At 36.6% G+C, this 17,256-nt stretch carries 22 protein-coding genes; 14 read left to right on the top strand and 8 right to left on the bottom strand.

Going from position 1 to position 17,256, the window contains the following annotated elements; translation table 11 throughout:
• Positions 1-9: 9 nt before the first annotated feature.
• The 12 genes from rpmJ (at position 10) to rpsI (ending at position 8,118) form a co-directional block, all read left to right on the top strand.
• Positions 10-123, top strand: a complete 114-nt coding sequence (gene rpmJ / locus ACZ5N5_RS04280) for a 50S ribosomal protein L36 (RefSeq protein ID WP_003156543.1) — start codon at positions 10-12, stop codon at positions 121-123.
• 24 nt (positions 124-147) lie between these two features.
• Positions 148-513 (top strand): 30S ribosomal protein S13, encoded by a 366-nt coding sequence (gene rpsM / locus ACZ5N5_RS04275; protein ID WP_054861113.1) that lies wholly within the window; start codon positions 148-150, stop codon positions 511-513.
• Positions 514-535: 22 nt separating this feature from the next.
• The gene (gene rpsK / locus ACZ5N5_RS04270; RefSeq protein ID WP_054787909.1) at positions 536-925 is read left to right on the top strand and encodes a 30S ribosomal protein S11; all 390 of its coding nucleotides are present in this window, start codon (positions 536-538) and stop codon (positions 923-925) included.
• A 203-nt stretch (positions 926-1,128) separates the two neighbouring features.
• Positions 1,129-2,073, top strand: a complete 945-nt coding sequence (locus ACZ5N5_RS04265) for a DNA-directed RNA polymerase subunit alpha (RefSeq protein ID WP_054787908.1) — start codon at positions 1,129-1,131, stop codon at positions 2,071-2,073.
• 44 nt (positions 2,074-2,117) lie between these two features.
• Entirely contained in the window at positions 2,118-2,471 is a 354-nt protein-coding gene (gene rplQ / locus ACZ5N5_RS04260; protein ID WP_054787907.1) for a 50S ribosomal protein L17, read from the top strand.
• A gap of 334 nt (positions 2,472-2,805) precedes the next feature.
• Entirely contained in the window at positions 2,806-3,639 is an 834-nt protein-coding gene (locus ACZ5N5_RS04255; protein ID WP_464373336.1) for an energy-coupling factor transporter ATPase, read from the top strand.
• On the top strand, positions 3,615-4,478 hold the full coding sequence (locus tag ACZ5N5_RS04250) for an energy-coupling factor ABC transporter ATP-binding protein (protein ID WP_464373335.1): 864 nt from the start codon (positions 3,615-3,617) through the stop codon (positions 4,476-4,478). Before ACZ5N5_RS04255 ends, ACZ5N5_RS04250 begins: the two co-directional genes overlap by 25 nt.
• Positions 4,475-5,272, top strand: coding sequence for an energy-coupling factor transporter transmembrane component T family protein (locus ACZ5N5_RS04245; protein WP_109985127.1), 798 nt, complete (start codon positions 4,475-4,477; stop codon positions 5,270-5,272). Before ACZ5N5_RS04250 ends, ACZ5N5_RS04245 begins: the two co-directional genes overlap by 4 nt.
• Before the next feature lie 16 nt (positions 5,273-5,288).
• Positions 5,289-6,035 carry a tRNA pseudouridine(38-40) synthase TruA gene (gene truA, locus ACZ5N5_RS04240; protein WP_109985126.1) on the top strand — a complete coding sequence of 249 codons (747 nt, stop codon included), beginning with the start codon at positions 5,289-5,291 and terminating at the stop codon, positions 6,033-6,035.
• Between the two features lie 87 nt (positions 6,036-6,122).
• Positions 6,123-6,884, top strand: coding sequence for a MerR family transcriptional regulator (locus ACZ5N5_RS04235; RefSeq protein WP_464373334.1), 762 nt, complete (start codon positions 6,123-6,125; stop codon positions 6,882-6,884).
• 383 nt (positions 6,885-7,267) lie between these two features.
• Positions 7,268-7,705, top strand: a complete 438-nt coding sequence (gene rplM / locus ACZ5N5_RS04230; RefSeq protein WP_054861108.1) for a 50S ribosomal protein L13 — start codon at positions 7,268-7,270, stop codon at positions 7,703-7,705.
• Positions 7,706-7,725: 20 nt separating this feature from the next.
• Positions 7,726-8,118 (top strand): 30S ribosomal protein S9, encoded by a 393-nt coding sequence (gene rpsI, locus ACZ5N5_RS04225; protein WP_054787905.1) that lies wholly within the window; start codon positions 7,726-7,728, stop codon positions 8,116-8,118.
• Between the two features lie 69 nt (positions 8,119-8,187).
• On the opposite strand, the gene ACZ5N5_RS04220 is transcribed toward rpsI, so the two are convergent.
• The 8 genes from ACZ5N5_RS04220 to ACZ5N5_RS04185 all read right to left on the bottom strand — a co-directional run bounded on the left by ACZ5N5_RS04220 (position 8,188) and on the right by ACZ5N5_RS04185 (position 12,895).
• Positions 8,188-9,246, bottom strand: a complete 1,059-nt coding sequence (locus tag ACZ5N5_RS04220) for a tyrosine-type recombinase/integrase (protein WP_464373333.1) — start codon at positions 9,244-9,246, stop codon at positions 8,188-8,190.
• 75 nt (positions 9,247-9,321) lie between these two features.
• Positions 9,322-9,519 carry a MerR family transcriptional regulator gene (locus ACZ5N5_RS04215; RefSeq protein ID WP_028273283.1) on the bottom strand — a complete coding sequence of 66 codons (198 nt, stop codon included), beginning with the start codon at positions 9,517-9,519 and terminating at the stop codon, positions 9,322-9,324.
• A 33-nt stretch (positions 9,520-9,552) separates the two neighbouring features.
• Positions 9,553-9,747, bottom strand: a complete 195-nt coding sequence (locus tag ACZ5N5_RS04210) for a hypothetical protein (RefSeq protein ID WP_054787904.1) — start codon at positions 9,745-9,747, stop codon at positions 9,553-9,555.
• A 7-nt stretch (positions 9,748-9,754) separates the two neighbouring features.
• Positions 9,755-10,243, bottom strand: a complete 489-nt coding sequence (locus tag ACZ5N5_RS04205) for a hypothetical protein (protein WP_464373332.1) — start codon at positions 10,241-10,243, stop codon at positions 9,755-9,757.
• Entirely contained in the window at positions 10,240-10,410 is a 171-nt protein-coding gene (locus ACZ5N5_RS04200; RefSeq protein WP_464373331.1) for a hypothetical protein, read from the bottom strand. The genes ACZ5N5_RS04205 and ACZ5N5_RS04200 overlap by 4 nt, the downstream gene beginning before the upstream one ends.
• Before the next feature lie 8 nt (positions 10,411-10,418).
• Positions 10,419-10,910, bottom strand: coding sequence for a hypothetical protein (locus ACZ5N5_RS04195; RefSeq protein ID WP_054787903.1), 492 nt, complete (start codon positions 10,908-10,910; stop codon positions 10,419-10,421).
• A gap of 227 nt (positions 10,911-11,137) precedes the next feature.
• Positions 11,138-12,421 carry an FtsK/SpoIIIE domain-containing protein gene (locus ACZ5N5_RS04190; protein WP_464373330.1) on the bottom strand — a complete coding sequence of 428 codons (1,284 nt, stop codon included), beginning with the start codon at positions 12,419-12,421 and terminating at the stop codon, positions 11,138-11,140.
• A gap of 123 nt (positions 12,422-12,544) precedes the next feature.
• Positions 12,545-12,895, bottom strand: coding sequence for a hypothetical protein (locus ACZ5N5_RS04185; protein WP_054787902.1), 351 nt, complete (start codon positions 12,893-12,895; stop codon positions 12,545-12,547).
• A 167-nt stretch (positions 12,896-13,062) separates the two neighbouring features.
• On the opposite strand from ACZ5N5_RS04185, the gene ACZ5N5_RS04180 reads away from it, so the two are divergent.
• Both ACZ5N5_RS04180 and ACZ5N5_RS04175 read left to right on the top strand, forming a co-directional pair.
• Positions 13,063-13,740 (top strand): hypothetical protein, encoded by a 678-nt coding sequence (locus ACZ5N5_RS04180; protein ID WP_464373329.1) that lies wholly within the window; start codon positions 13,063-13,065, stop codon positions 13,738-13,740.
• A gap of 308 nt (positions 13,741-14,048) precedes the next feature.
• Positions 14,049-17,117, top strand: coding sequence for a DEAD/DEAH box helicase (locus tag ACZ5N5_RS04175; RefSeq protein ID WP_464373328.1), 3,069 nt, complete (start codon positions 14,049-14,051; stop codon positions 17,115-17,117).
• The last annotated feature ends 139 nt before the right edge of the window (positions 17,118-17,256 follow it).

Raw genomic sequence — 17,256 nt, 5'->3', positions numbered from 1 at the left:
GTATGAAAGATGAAGGTAAGACCATCTGTAAAACCGATTTGTGAAAAATGTAAGGTTATTCGCCGTAAAGGAAAAGTAATGGTAATTTGCGAAAACCCTAAGCATAAACAAAAACAAGGATAAAGAATAAGGAGGTGCACGTTATCTATGGCACGTATTGCTGGTGTAGATGTTCCGCGTGATAAACGCGTGGTTATTGCATTAACGTATATTTACGGAGTTGGTAAATCAACTGCAAAGAAAGTATTAGAGGATACTGGAATCGATGAGAACACTCGTGTTCGTGATCTAACAGAAGAAGAGTTAGGTCAAATTCGTCAAAAAATTGATAGCTATAACGTAGAAGGTGATCTTCGTCGTGAAGTTTCCTTAAACATTAAGCGTCTAATTGAAATTGGTTCATATCGTGGTGTACGTCATCGCCGTGGTTTACCTGTGAGAGGTCAAAAAACAAAAAACAACTCACGTACTAGAAAAGGCCCTAGAAAAACAATGGCTAATAAAAAGAAATAATATAAAGGAGGTATGTTAATCTATGGCACGTAAAACTAATACACGTAAACGCCGTGTGAAAAAGAATATTGATACAGGTATAGCTCATATTCGCTCTACTTTTAACAACACAATTGTAACGATTACTGATGTCGCAGGTAATGCCGTTAGTTGGAGTAGTGCTGGTGCGCTTGGATTCAAAGGTTCTCGTAAATCAACTCCTTTTGCTGCTCAAATGGCTGCAGAAGCAGCAGCTAAAGCAGCCCAGGATCATGGTTTAAAGTCCTTAGAGGTTACGGTAAAAGGACCTGGTGCTGGTCGTGAAGCAGCCATTCGCTCACTTCAGGCAGCTGGTTTAGAAGTAACTGCCATTCGTGATGTAACACCAGTTCCTCACAATGGTTGTCGCCCGCCAAAACGTCGTCGAGTATAATAACAGTATATTATTTGTTAATCTGTCTATAATGGTTTATGATAGCTGAATAGAGTATTCACAATTTTTTCTATTGACACCATTACAAAAGGCAGACATAGTATCACAATTGCAGAGTGCAGAAACGGGAACTGCCTACCTGGGGAATTTCGGTTAGACATGTGTCTAACCGGGGTTTCGACGTTTTAAAGGAGGGTTAATGAATGATCGAAATTGAAAAGCCAAAGATTGAAACAGTAGAAATCAGTGATGATGCTACTTATGGAAAGTTTGTTGTAGAACCACTCGAACGTGGATATGGTACTACACTCGGTAACTCCTTGCGTCGTATCCTATTATCTTCACTTCCTGGCGCTGCTGTGACATCTGTGCAGATAGATGGTGCACTTCATGAATTTTCAACGATAGAAGGTGTAGTTGAAGATGTAACTACCATCATTTTGAATCTTAAGAAGCTTGCCCTTAAGATTTATTCTGATGAAGAGAAAACGCTAGAGGTAGATGTACAGGGAGAAGGAAAAGTTACGGCTGCAGACATTATTTTTGATAGTGATGTCGAAATATTGAATCCTGATCTTCATATCGCTACATTAGGTGAAAATGGTCACTTGAAAATGCGTATTTCGGCAAAGAGTGGTAGAGGATATCGACCAGCAGATTCCAATAATCACGAAGATCGTCCTATTGGTGTAATTCCAGTTGATTCTATTTTCACACCAGTTTCAAAGGTAACCTATCAAGTAGAAAATACCCGTATCGGTCAAGACTCTAATTTTGATAAGCTTACTTTTGATGTGTTAACAGATGGAAGTATTCGTCCGGAAGAGGCGGTATCATTAGGAGCAAAAATCTTCACGGAGCATATTAATATTTTCGTTGGATTAACAGATGAAGCGAAAAATGCTGAAATTATGATCGAAAAAGAAGAAGACCAGAAAGAAAAAGTGCTAGAAATGACAATTGAAGAACTAGATTTATCTGTTCGTTCTTATAACTGTTTAAAAAGAGCTGGCATTAATACAGTTCAAGAACTAGCTCACAAATCAGAAGAAGATATGATGAAGGTTCGTAACCTTGGACGCAAATCTTTGGAAGAAGTGAAGCATAAATTAGAAGATTTAGGACTTGGTTTACGAAACGAAGATTAATATATACATCGTTAAGAGAAATAAGAGCGAAGGAGGGAATTCTCATGGCTAGAAAGTTAGGACGTACTACTGATCAACGTAAAGCATTGCTTCGTGGTTTAGCAACAGACCTTATTATCCATGAACGTCTGGAAACAACAGAAGCAAAGGCGAAGGAATTACGTTCTGTAGTAGATAAAATGATCACACTTGGAAAACGTGGTGACTTACACGCACGTCGTCAAGCTGAGTCATTCTTATACAAAGCAGAAGCAAATGAAAATGAAGATGCTTTACAAAAGCTATTTAACGATATCGCAACACGCTATGAAGATCGTCAAGGTGGATATACTCGCGTATTGAAATTAGGACCTCGTCGTGGTGATGGAGCTGCAATGGCGATTATTGAGCTTGTTTAATTAATTATATAGCTTGGCAGGAAGGGGCAGGAGTCAATCTCTTTATGAGGTGTATCCAAGCCCTTTTTTTGTACGTTAGAAAAGTATAAAATCGACGTAGCTGAAATTTTTAGGTGCCAAGTATAAGTAAAATTAGGCATTCGCCAGAGGACGAATGAATGCGAGTTTTTCTAATATGTTAGAAAAGCTAAGGATCTATGAATGGAAGATTTTTCTCAACTAGAAAGTTTCCAAACAACCAATTTACTATATTTACCAAACCGCTCCGGTGTAACGCAATCATGTTACAATAGATAGTGTATTTCCTGGGAAATATCAATAAGGAGAATATATAATGACAAAAATCGAGTTTCGGAATGTTTATTTTCGTTATCATGAGGATCAGAACTGGATAATCGAAGCCCTTAATTTTACGATAGAACCTGGTGAGAATGTGGCCATTATTGGACATAACGGTTCAGGGAAATCTACTATCGCAAAACTAATGATGGGATTAGTTTACCCTCAAAAAGGGGCAATATTTGTCGACGGACAAAGAGTTACGGAGGATCATATTTGGGAGATTCGACAAAAAATAGGAATGGTATTTCAAAATCCTGAAACTCAATTTGTTGGCACTACTGTTAGAGATGATGTGGCATTCGGGTTGGAAAACAGAGGAGTACCTAGGGTTGAGATGGTCGACCGCATTAAAAAGAGCTTAATCGATGTAGGGATGGATGATTATACATTACATGAGCCACATCATTTATCAGGAGGACAGAAGCAACGGGTTGCGATAGCTGGTGTTATGGCAACAGAACCTGATATTGTGATTCTAGATGAGGCGACTTCTATGCTTGATCTAATAGGTAGACAAGAGATAGCAAAGGTAATTAGTAGGATTATAAAGCAGCGACGAATGACGACAGTATCGATCACGCATGACGTTAAGGAGGTCATGCAAGCAGATCGAGTGATCATACTAAAGGGAGGTAAATTATACCAATGTTTAACACCAAGGCAATTGTTGGCAGGAGAGTATGATTGGGATTACCTTGGATTAACGAAACCATTTGTACTATCCGTTAAAGAGAAATTTGAGAAATATGGATACCAATTCGAGCATACACCACTAAATCATGAGGAGTTAATCGATGCCTTATGGACATACAATTCAAAAACGTAAATTATACCTACCAAGCAAACACACCTTTTGCATTCAAGGCACTAAAAAATATTAGTTTTTCTATCCCCTCTGGAAAATATATGGCGATCATTGGACATACAGGCTCAGGGAAATCTACTTTGCTTCAACATATTAATGGACTGCTATTGCCGACAGAGGGAACAGTTAAAGTTGGTGACTATTTACTGGAAAAGGGAAGAAAATCAGATCTAAAGGGCTTGAGACAAAAAGTAGGGATTGTCTTTCAGTATCCTGAGCATCAATTATTCGAAGAAACGGTAGAAAAGGACATTTCCTTTGGACCAAAAAATTTTGGTGTAGCTGAAACCGAAATAAAGGCTAGAGTACGAAAAGCTATTACAGACGTAGGGTTAACGGAAGAGATTCTTGCTAAATCCCCCTTTGAGCTTAGTGGCGGTCAAATGCGAAGAGTTGCGATTGCAGGTGTGCTCGCAGTAGAGCCCGAAATCCTTGTTCTAGATGAACCGACTGCTGGACTTGACCCTAAAGGGCAAAAGGAAATTATGGAATTATTATATCATTTACATAAACAAAAAAATAGAACGACTATCCTAGTGACACATCATATGGATGATGCCTTTACTTATGCGGATCAAATCCTTATATTAAAAGAAGGCGCCAAATTGATAGAAGGGACACCAGATCAAATTTTTCAAAAACGTGATCTTCTGACAAGCGTCCAATTAGGTTTACCGGAAATATTAGCATTTGTAGAAACCGCTAATAAAAAATTCCCCTTTCCGATTGAATATAATGGACAATCACTTGACTTACTAGTAGAGGAAATAGAAAAGAAGTTAAAGAGGGCAAAACAATGAAATCGTTTATGGTTATTGGACAATATGTACCTAGTAGATCTCCTTTACACCTGTTAGACCCACGTTTTAAGTTATTATTTATCTTTGGATTTGTTTTTATCGTTTTTTTAGCGAATAATGCTGCTAGTTATGCTTTATTAACCATATATTCTTTCAGTTTTATTATCTTATCAAGACTCCATATCAGGTATGTTCTAAAGGGAATTGCACCAATATGGTTTTTTATTCTATTCTCCTTACTTTTTCATCTCTTTTTTACGAAAGAGGGAGAGTTGCTCTACCAGCTTGGTTTTATTTCCATTTATGATGGAGGATTGATAAAGGGAGTTACAATCTCCTTACGCTTTCTACTGCTCATTATGGTAACTTCTTTATTAACACTTACAACAACTCCAATGGAAATAACGGATGGTATAGAAGCATTGCTAAAGCCTCTTAAAAAATGGAAAGTACCTGTTCATGAGCTCGCTCTCATGATCTCGATCTCGTTACGGTTTATCCCGACATTAATGGACGAATTAGAGAAAATCTCAAAAGCACAAGCATCCAGAGGGGTAGATTTTAAGACAGGCTCATGGAAAAGTAGAATATATGCAGTTATCCCTTTACTTGTTCCGTTATTTATCAGTGCGTTTAAACGTGCGGAGAATTTAGCGATTGCAATGGAAGCAAGAGGTTACCGTGGGGATGTTGGAAGGACGAAACTAAGAAAATTACAAATGACAAAGCTAGACTACATGGCAATCTTCGTAGTTCTAGCTTTAGCGGGACTTTTCTTTTGGATAAGAGAATGACAGAGGTGGCAAATAGATGAGACTAAAAGCAATAATTAGCTATGATGGCACATACTTTTCTGGGTTTCAGATTCAGCCTAAAGGACGGACGGTTCAAGGAGTGTTGGAATCAAAGCTAGCAAAGATGCATAAAGGAAAGCCTATTCGAATCGTCGCTTCAGGGAGAACGGATCAAGGTGTCCATGCGGTCGGCCAGGTGATTCATTTTGACTCCCCCTTACAAATACCAGAAGGAAACTGGAAAAAAGCTTTAAATACGATGCTTCCAGATGATATTCTCGTAAAAGAAGTACAACAGGTATCTCCTGACTTTCATGCGCGTTTTGATGTAGAAACAAAAGAATATCGCTATTTTATATTGCAGGATGAAGAAATGAATTTATTTCAACGCCATTATGAGTATTTTGTAAGAGAAGCACTCGACCTTGAAGCGATGCAGCAGGCATGTCAATACTTAATGGGTACACATGATTTTACGTCTTTTTGTGCTGCGAATACGAATGTCAAGGGAGAGAAGGTACGTACGATTACAAATGCTAGCTTTGAGAAAACTGGGAACCGTCTGGTGTTTCGCATTAGAGGAAATGGGTTTTTATACAACATGGTACGTATCCTTGTTGGTACGCTTTTGGAGATCGGGAAAGGCAAGCGAACAGTGGAGGATTTGAGCACTATTTTAGAAGCTAAGGATCGTTCAAAAGCAGGTAAAACAGCCCCACCACACGGGTTGTATTTATGGGAAGTAAATTACGGAAATCGATAAAGATATGGTGACAGACAATTTCGAAAAACACCCTTGACCTTAACGCAACGTAAAGGTTTAAAATGAATATTGTCAGGAGGGTTGGTGATGGAATATACCGTAAGCCAATTAGCAAAATTGTCTGGTGTTAGCGGCCGCACACTACGATATTATGACCAAATTGGTTTGTTAAAGCCTGCTAGAATAAATGATTCAGGCTATCGAATTTATGGAGCAAGAGAAGTCGATATCCTTCAACAAATATTGATCTTCCGGGAATTAGATATCAGCCTGGAAGAAATAGATGCCATTCTCCATCAGCCAGGCTTTGACGAAACAGAAGCTTTAAAACATCACTACAGAAATTTGCAGGAAAAACGCAACCGTCTTGACAATATTATCGCAACCGTTGAAAAAATGATTGCGTCAAGAGAGGGTGGAGACCAAATGTCAGATCAAGAGAAATTTGCTGCGTTTAAAGAGAGAATGATTAAAGAAAATGAGCTAAAATATGGTGAAGAAATTAGAGAGAAATACGGTGACAATACGATAAATGAAAGTAATGCCAAACTAAGAAAAATGTCTGAGGAAGACTACCAAGCTCTACAGCAGATAGAAGCGGAAGTATTTGCATTACTCCAGCAAGCATATGAAACAGGTGACCCTGAGTCTGAATTAGCCCAAGCATTAGTGTTAAAGCATAAGGAATGGTTAATGTATTCATGGTCATCGTATTCAAAGGAAGCGCATGCTGGCCTTGCAGAAATGTATGTGGCCGATCAACGATTTACCGCTTATTATGACAAGCATGTAGAAGGTGGAACGGCCTTTTTACGTGATGCAATTGTAAGTTATGTAAATAAATCGTAAGTTAACTGGAATTAGTAGAGATTTCGATTTCTGCTAATTCCATTATTTTTTTATGTTAAAAAGCATTTTTCTCACGGTATTAGGTTCTGGCTATTGACTTTACGTCCAATTTGTTATATTATGATCTATGGCATTTTATTTTCTAAACCACGAATAGCCCCGGAAAGTTACTCGTGTTAGAATATAAATCGGAATAGAAAAGCGTAAGCGCCCGTTCAGAAACGTATGTCCTGGACTGAAGCGTAGGAGATAAAGGAATCACAGCGACGAAGGAGCTGATGATGACTTATCGTACAAAGCTGAGGGAAGGACACTAGTTTCTGGGCGCTCGAAGCGAGACAATTTTAGATAATGGATTCACAGATATAGGAGGTTAACCAATCATGCGCACAACTTTCATGGCAAATGAAGCGAATATTGAACGCAAATGGTTTGTTGTAGACGCTGAAGGTCAAACGCTAGGTCGTTTAGCAAGTGAAGTTGCTTCAATCCTTCGCGGTAAGCATAAGCCAACATATACCCCACATGTTGATACTGGTGATCATGTCATTATTATCAATGCGGAAAAAATCGAACTTTCAGGTAAAAAACTTAGTGACAAGCTATATCGTCGTCATACGAACCACCCAGGTGGATTAAAAGAGCGTACTGCAGGCGTAATGCGTGAAAAATATCCTGAGCAAATGTTAGAAATAACAGTAAAAGGAATGTTACCTAAAGGAAGCCTAGGACGTAAAATGGGTAAAAAATTGCACGTATATAGAGGCGCTGAACATAAACATGAAGCACAAAAACCAGAAGTTTACGAACTTCGCGGATAATTAAAAGGAGGTAACTCATAGTGGCACAAGTACAATACTACGGTACCGGACGCCGTAAAAGTTCAACTGCACGTGTACGTTTAGTTCCAGGTACTGGACGTATCGTTGTAAACAGTCGTGATGCGGAAGATTACTTCCCATACGAAACACTTCGTACAATTATTAAACAACCTTTAGCAGCAACTGAAACTGAAGGAAGCTATGATGTATTAGTAAACGTTAATGGTGGAGGTTTCACTGGTCAAGCTGGTGCAATCCGTCATGGTGTTTCTCGTGCATTATTAGAAGCAGATCCAGAATACCGCTCTACATTGAAGCGTGCTGGATTCTTAACTCGTGACGCTCGTGCGAAAGAACGTAAGAAATACGGTCTTAAAGGCGCTCGTCGTGCACCACAGTTCTCAAAACGTTAATAGGTTTGTTGATATACCAACGTTTCAAAGTTTTTTTGGTGCAAGTTGGTGCAAATCAATAATAAAGTGCTACAGAGCACTTAACAGATTTAAAGCATCGGCGTCCTGCTGGTGCTTTTTTTCTGGCATTAATTCCAGATAATAATTTTGTGTTGTTTGAATATTTATGTGACCTAACCGTTTTGACACGTATGCAATATCTATATCCTGAGCGAACAGAAATGATGCATGTGTATCTCTTAATCCGTGAAAAGTAGTTCTTTTAATGTCTAACTCCGTTAATAATTCGGTTAATAGTTCAGACTGCTTAAAACCGCCAAAACTAAAAATATAACCATTCTCCTTAACGGGAATTTGACGAATAAGCTCATATACTTCTTTGTTGATAGAAACATCACGTTTTGCATTTTGTGTCTTTAACGAAGTGTCGTCAGAAGTAGGACTAATCGAATGTCTAACTTCTATACCGTACTCATAAAGGCTCTCAGGACGTATTGCTAGTAGTTCTCCACGCCTCATACCTGTTTCTAATGCAAGTAATACAAGTATGTTAAACTCGTCTTTTGGATGCTGTAAAACGTAATTACGAAGCTTTTTAAAATCTGTAATAGATAATGCTTTATTTCGTTTTGGTGGGTTTTCTCCACGGGTTTTCACTAAACGAGCAAAATCATTTGCAATATAGCCACGAGCATATGCATCACGTAAAGATGTTTTAATTTTAAGAAGAACCTCATGTGTAGTTTTTCGAGAATGTGTCTTGGCATACTCATCAATCTTTTTCTGAACAACAATATCATTTAAATCTTTTAATTGGATATCCTGAAATAAATTTCTAATAACTCCTAAAGTACGAACATAATTTTGAAATGTCGTTTCTTTAACGTCATTAACCTTTACAAGATATATCCAATTTTCGAAGAAGTCCGCAAATGTTGTTGTTCTGTGAGCAAGTTCTTTTCCTTCTCCTTTCGCTAATTCCATTTCTAAAGCCCAAAGTTTTGCTTCCTTCTTAGTCGGAAATGTTTTAGTTAGTTTTTTATGTTCTCCATATTTGTACAAAGAAATTTGTACTCGATATGACTTTCCTCTTTTTACAATACTAGCCATGCTATCAATCCCTTTCAAAAATAAAGTTGATAGATGCTAGTTGAATACATCTGTATTGTATTCTGAAACTAGCATCTTATCAACTGTCACATTTTAAACGGAGTGTTTTTCGATAAAGTGTATTAAAGACTTCATTGTGTAGCGTTCGCGCTTACCAATCATGAAACGATCTAGCTCTTCATGTGGCCGAATATATTTATCAAAAGACTTTGGGTCTATACCTAAAAAATCTGATGCTTGTTCCCTTGTTAAAAGATATGGATAATCCTTTGTAGCCATGTTTGTGCTCATGTGGCATCATCTCCTTTATGCTGAGATTTATTTTTAAAATTTATTTAGTTCATTTAGTGCTTGTTCAGCATCATATTTGATTTGTCCTAAAATATCTTCTGGTGTATAGTTGCTATTTTGGTAATCAGAATGATTATCCGTTTTATTAATCGTTCCCTTACCGTCCCGGAAAAAATCTACTATTTCTACAATGTGTTGTATATGTTCTTTTAATTTCGGAAAATTCATTTAAATATCATCCTTCCCACGGTTTACCTTCTAATTGGTAAAGTGTCTTATATTTATTTAACCAAGATATATGGTCATCATTGGGTTCGAATTCTTCATAGTACTGTTTATATAAATAATCTATTAATTCTTTTGCTGTATTACATCCCCATATTTGTTGAACTTTCCACAATGTGGGGAGTAGCCCAGACCCCTTAATTAGATGGTCTATTGATTGTTGTAACAAATTGTTTCGTGGAGATGGTGACTCAAAGTGAAAGTCCTTCTCATCTAATAGTTCAAGCATTAATCTAGTTATCTTATGAGGTCGATTAGAATTAACATAAAAGAGCATATAGCGATCAAGTAGAGCACTAATAATTACATTTTTAAGCTGTTCATCTGTACTACATTTTTTGATTGCATCTGTTAATTGATGGGCATAATCGCCAGAAAACTCTGCTTCAACACGTGTCCAGTCATCCACTTCTTTGGCGATATGTCGCATGTGCTTCATGATAGTTGTTCCTCTTTTTTGTCATAAATGCGTAAATGCACTTTTGTATTTCTGCTTTTTGCCCCGATATACAATGTTTGTGCCTGAAAGTCTTTAGATACGTCGGATACTTTTGAGTTGTTTCTTTTATATGGCTTGTTTTTGTTATCTTCAATAACTTTTTGCATAACTTTTATTAGTACTTCCCATAGCGTATTTCAGTCCTTCCTTCTTCTATTGAGCGTTTCAATTTAGCAATGTTAATATTTTCATTAATAAAGTCACAACATATATCAATTCGTGAAAGCCTAAAACTATATTCATCCGAATCAATCATTTTTAAAAAGGTGTGTAAATGAATAGGTTCATTAAATTCTTCTTCATATCGCTTCCGATATTCATGCCATGCGTATGCACTATATTTGACAATTACGCCCATTTTCGTGAATGCTTCATGATAAGCTATACAAAAGTAAAATGGTGCATTGATGAATGAATAACCAATTGTATAGCCTTCTGGCAGCTTAACGTCAGCTTCACCGAAATTGTTGAATAGCTTATGCATCTTAGATTTAATTAAGAATGTACTTATTAAGCTTTTTGCTACCCAGTCACGCCATTCATCGAAATCAAATACATCAGTTGACTGTAATACAAGTGTAAATTGGTCAATATCTGGTTTAATCATGTTCTATTCACTCCTTTTGTTAAGAAAACTTTAGGTAAAGTTTTCTTGATGTAAAAGCCTATAATAGTAGGCTTTGGTGTGGGTTTTGCTCCTGACTGGAGCTGGGGTGATTACCTGCACCCCAGCTCTCCTAAAGGTGTAAAGCACGGAGTGGAACCTTCCCCCCCTAAACGGCGGGTCCCCTTCCACTCTCTGTGCCGTCTCTCCTTAAGGAAAAGCTAGGTGTTTCAATTCAAAAAGCTACAGTAAGGAACTGTCAACAACCTTGGCTTGTCTGCGCTGGCTACCCCTGGATAGCTGTATATCCCTTGACCAGCAGTAAACTGAACTGGTGGTATATCCACACCAGAGGAAAACAGAGTTCTATAGGTTTGCTCATCACTATCACCTAATGCAACCTTCAAAACGAGCTGTTCTCTAATCGCTGTTGGCATCGTCTGTACGTTCATTTGTTGCGTAGCGACCCATAGAATGCATCCTAGTTGACGACCCATGAAAGCAACGTCAGACAGTATGCTATCGACTTCATCACGTTCTTTTTTTGCTAAAGTCTTCCATGACTCTCTCAATGCCCCGAACTCATCTATAAGCAGAATTAAAGCCGGTAAACCAGCATCCCTATAAGTTTTGTTTCGATTTGATATAAAATAGTCTTGTAATTCATCTTGTCGTTTTTTCATGCGCTCATGAAATTGTTTAATCAATTCAATCGCATTTGTTTTGTCCGCCGTTTGCTCATCACCAACGGTACGTTTAGCCATTTGGTAAACGTCTGTGCGCTTTGGATCAATAATGAATAACTCATGATTGCCCTTTTTCGATAACACTTGTTCAAGCAGCATTTGGATAAAAAAGGATTTACCACTACCTGTTTGCCCCACCAAAGCGAGGTGATGAAACGGTACAGTTGCACGCTCATCTAGGCGTATGGCGTAATCGTCTGCTGTCTTGTTTGACCATTCAATCAAGTCACTTGCTGATTTAATTTCAAGTTGATTTTGCGACCCAATAGAATAGAACTCGTACGCATACCAATTGCGATCTTGTGATAAATATTGACGTTCGCTTACGTATCCTTTTAATGCTGAATCAATTCGCATATCCTCAAGCTTCTTGTCGAATTTAATCGAGTTTTGAATATACACTTTCCCCGACTGCCTTGTTCGTTTGTCGTCGAACACTATCTTGATTTTTGGTAATACAACTAAACGATTGTCAAACTCACGTTCATCTTCAAACCGTGCGTCTTTGAAATGTCTTCTAATCCGCTTGATCATTGAATAATAACGAAGCGCAAAGGGTAAACCGTGCCATAATTTGTTGCGAAACGACCAACAAACGAATAAGTTAGCCATCATTAGACCAGTGATAGCCAAAAAGATACTTGACTCAATGTGTGGGAGTTGAATTATTGTCACTGCTTCAATAATTAATGGATATATTCGATAAAAGAAAAAACACAAAAAAAGGAAAATTCCAATGAACAAAAACGAAAGAAAACCCCATTGCATTCGATATGTTTTTTTCATATAAATCCACGTCCTAATAACTTGATTTCGCCCATTGTCGGGGCGGTCATACCTATCAGAATGTAATGATTAATAGCGAGAGGGGCTTATGCCCCTAGATCGCTATTATGGTTGAATGTCAACATCATCGGCTTTCACACTCAACTCAGATTGGAATGTACCATAGACGGAAGCGGTTGGATTAACAAATGTGATTCTGCTAAACTTTTTATATTTCTTTGGCTGTTGCGGTACTTTCACATCAATTTTCTCACCAGCGTTTAAATCTGGAGGTACGTCCTTTCCTTTATATTCCGTTTTGTCTGTTGCAACCACACACTTATATTTTGTTCCCAACTGCTTAGTGACTTGTCCGTCATCATATTCATTCCAAGGCTCGTGAGCCATTACCCGTACATCCTTGTCCTTGAAAAATCCCACTGCATCAAACTTGTTGAATTCTCTCAATTTCTTCATAGTGTTACTTCCTCCTTTTTTTGAGACACCATTTAATTTTCGTTGTTTAAAGCAACTTGGTGACTCTTTATAGTCCTTATATTACATCATTATATTTCGAAAAATAAGGTTCAAATACAATTGAGACACCTATTTGTGTGATATAATGTTAAAAAGGAGGTAATCAGATGAACATGATAGGTCCACAAGAAGTTTTGGCGTTATTTGACATTAAAATGGGATATGGTACAGATGATTACTCACAAAAGGTTCTTCAAAAAATGGATAAGGATGAAAAAGGAAAACACGTAACCATTCGGAAAAACATGAATCGATATATAAACGGGTATATTGAACGTAAATTTAAAGAGGAAAATAATAATAGGCCGCCTTTAACTGATGAAGATCGAAACTCTATTATTAGAATTAAAGGGGCACGCAGGTCAGCAATATATGAAAAACAGGACATACTTCTCATGTTAGAGGATAAACGAATACAAGAATTGTTATATGAGCAACTTGAAAAAAATACTATTCTACTTAAAGGTCATAGAGTTCCTAAAGTTGTGATGGACTATTATATTGCGGAAGAAAATGGAGCCATCGAGGAAATTGAGCAGGGAGAAAAACAAAAAAAATATTATGAAGAAATTAAAAATGATTCAACTGACACATTAAATATGAAATTATTCATCATTGATCGAGAGCTCACCATTAGAGAAGAGTTTGAAAAAAAGATTAAGGACATAGAAGAATTAGAAGAGATAGAAAGAGAAGAGTTTGAAAAAAAGATTGAAGCTGAAGAGTATGATGAGGTAGCTGGTAGTCGTTCTCCAGAAAGTCTATATTATCATGATGAGGAGTAAATGAAGCATAAAACAAAAGGCTCTCACTATTTAAACTAGTGAGAGCCTTTTTGATTGTATAGTAACAATCTCTATTTTAATGAGGAATCAGTGATGACTTCGTGGTTTTACTATTTGTTTTCCAAAAGCGTTAATTTTCCAAGGTTTTAATCGCAAAAATCGCTAATGATTTATTTGTATTCCCAGGATAGGTACACCTAGTTTTGGTATTAATTTTTATTGATTTCCGTACATTTGATTCACCCAAACACAATACTAATTACATTTTTTTGATAAAGGTTTCTTTTGTATCTGTTATTATATAATTAATGAAAATATATAATTTTACAACAGAAAGAAGTGATTGTTTGGGAAAGTATAAAAATATAATTTCAACAATCGGTCGTTATAATAAGTTAAGTCGATGTACGGATGCTGAAGGTAGAATCTTCAACCAAGAAGAACTTATTAATAGTTGGAAAGAGTCATATAATGAGAGAGTTTCTCGAAATGAAGATGAAATTGGTTTACGCTTGCCCCAATTTGGTGCATTATCTGCAATTCGTGCACATTGGGCCACATCAAATTCTCCAGCAACAATTGTCTTACCAACTGGAACAGGGAAGTCTGAAACAATGTATGCTACGATTATTTCTGAAAGAATACCTTCATCACTTATCATTGTACCTTCTAATCTTTTGAGAGAACAAATTTTTGAAGGAGCGAGGCATTTTGGGATACTTCCAAAATTAGAAATGATTTCAGATGAAGTTATTTATCCAACGACTTTTCTTTATAAGTCAAAAGTAGAAGACGAGGAAGAAACAATTCTGATTGATGCTCTTGAAGAGGCTAATATAGTTGTTTCAACTCCCGGTATGATTAAAAAAATGCCTTCTTCTGTTTTGGATACACTCGTTGAAAAGGTAGAGGTTGTAATATTTGATGAAGCGCATCATCTCGCAGCTCCCGATTGGGGAACAGTGAGAGAAAGATTCTTAGGGAAAAAAATACTACAATTTACTGCTACTCCATTTAGAAATGATGGTAAAAAGATTGACGGTAAAATAATTTTTAATTATGGTTTGGCATTGGCGCAAAAAGCTGGGTATTTCAAACCTATCGATTTTTATCCAATTCAAGAATTTGATGAGAGAAAGTCTGATCAAGAAATTGCAAAAATTGCAATTAAGCAATTAGATGAAGATTTGGAAAAAGGATATGAGCACGTACTTTTAGCGAGAGCAAAAAGCCGAAAACGAGCTGATGAGTTGTATGGAAAAATTTACTCTAAATATAAAGAGTATAATCCAGTTGTGATTCACACTGGTATTCGTGCTGCTCAGAGGAAAGAAAACTTGCAGCATGTTAAAGATGGTAAAGCAAAAATTGTGGTATGTGTAGATATGTTTGGCGAAGGCATAGATATTCCAACACTAAAAATTGCGGCAATCCACGATAAATATAAGTCGCTTCCAATTACACTTCAATTCATTGGACGTTTTGCTCGAACAAGTGGCAATAAGTTGGGGAATGCAAAGCTCATCACGAATGTGGCAATGGACGATTTGAAGGAATCGATTGAAGAGTTATATCATCAGGATTCTGATTGGAATCAACTTCTTAATATCCATTCAAATCAAGCTATCAATAAGGAAGTTGAGCTTGGTGAATTCATTGATAGGTTTGAAAAAGGTCATGTGAAGGAGATAGATTTATCCCAATTAAAGATGAAAGTAAGTACTAGGATGTTCCAACACCCTTCAAAAAGAATTTTTGTAAATGGATGGAAACAGGTTCTGGATCCAAATAGAACTACATCATTAATAAATGAAGAAGATTTTGTTTATGTTTTCATTGAGGAAATTGAAACAAAGGTTATCTGGTCAGATCAAAAGGATATAGTTCAATATGATTATGATTTCTTTGTGCTGTTCTTAGATGAGGATAATGGAATTGTTCATATAAACGAAACTGATGCTGGAAAAGGAAATCGGCTTGTGGATAGTATGTTTCCGGAAGCATCAGCAATTAAGGGAGATTCAATTTATCGAAGCTTAGATGGAATTAATCGATTGATGATTGGAACGCTGGGATTAAAGCAAAAACCTAGCGGAAGGATTAGCTTTAGAATGTTTGCTGGTGCAGATATTAAGGCTGGAATAAATGAGGCAGTTGCATCGGGTTCGACTAAGTCTAATTTATTCGGTTATGGCTATCAAGATGGAGGACGAATTAGTATTGGTTGTTCATATAAAGGTAAAGTGTGGATGCGCTGGGTAGAGCGGATAAACTTTTGGACAGACTGGTGTCAGAAAATAGGGAATAAGGTGTTGGATGATACAATTAGTACGAATAATATATTAAATAATTCCCTTACTTTAGAAGTTATTAAGGAATTTCCAGAAGGTGTCCCTTATAAAATATCGATGCCAGAAATAATCGAAGTTTCTACTTCCTCCGCTAAACAGTTATATATTTCTAAGGAACAAAAGGCATTTCCGTTCTTTCAAACAGTTTTAAAGAATCCCGGTTTAGTTAATGAGAATCTTCGCTTTGAATTTTGGATAAATGAACGAAAATTTATCTTTGAGCAGATTATTAATGAGACTTCATATAGTTTCAAGCAAATCGAAGGTGAAGAGCTAATAGTGAAATCTGGTAATAGAACTGTTAAAATGACTGATTATCTGTATGAATACTCACCGGAAGTTTCTTTCATACAAAGCGATGGAACTATTGTAGTAATCCAAGAAAATTTAAAAACAGTTATCAAACCTAAAAGTGATATTGAATTGCCACTAGACTCTTTTTTTGCTATCGATTGGGATGAATTTGGAGTCGATATTAAATCTGAATCTCAAGGAAGAGGAAGAAAGACTGATTCTATTCAATACGCTACGATACATAATATTGTAGATCAGACATCAGATATCATTTTTGATGATGATGGATCGGGAGAAATTGCAGATGTCGTTTCGGTCAAAATTGATAATGAACATTCAAAAGTCATATTTCATCTGTATCATTGTAAATACTCAGGCGGAGAACTTCCCGGTGCTCGTGTTAAAGACTTATATGAAGTATGTGGTCAAGCTGAAAAATCAGTTATGTGGAATGATAATGTCTTAGAGATTGTTCAACGAATGATTGAACGAGAAAGTAGGAGACAGAAAGACTACGGTGAAACTCGGTTTGAAAAGGGAGATTTACAAATTCTTCATATGTTAAAGAAGATGGTGAAATCTGGTTTTGAAACAGAATTTGAAATATCAATTGTTCAGCCAGGAGTCTCGATAATGAAAATTACAGATTCAATGAAACAAATTATTCTAGCAACTGATACTTACCTAAAAGATACTTATGGCTTACGTATGACCTGTTATTTTAGTGAATAGATAAACTGGTTGTTTTTATCGCTGTGCAAAAAACAATTACAGATTTGGTGAAATTGATTTACCCTATTAGCCTCAAGTATAAATTTTTTGGATTTTATTAAATAGATGTATTTTTATCCGTTTTAGTTTAATTTAGGTA

This window comes from Gracilibacillus sp. JCM 18966 (genome assembly GCF_055392695.1).
Note: the sequence above shows the minus strand (reverse complement) of the source record. Positions and strands in the feature narration are given on the sequence as shown.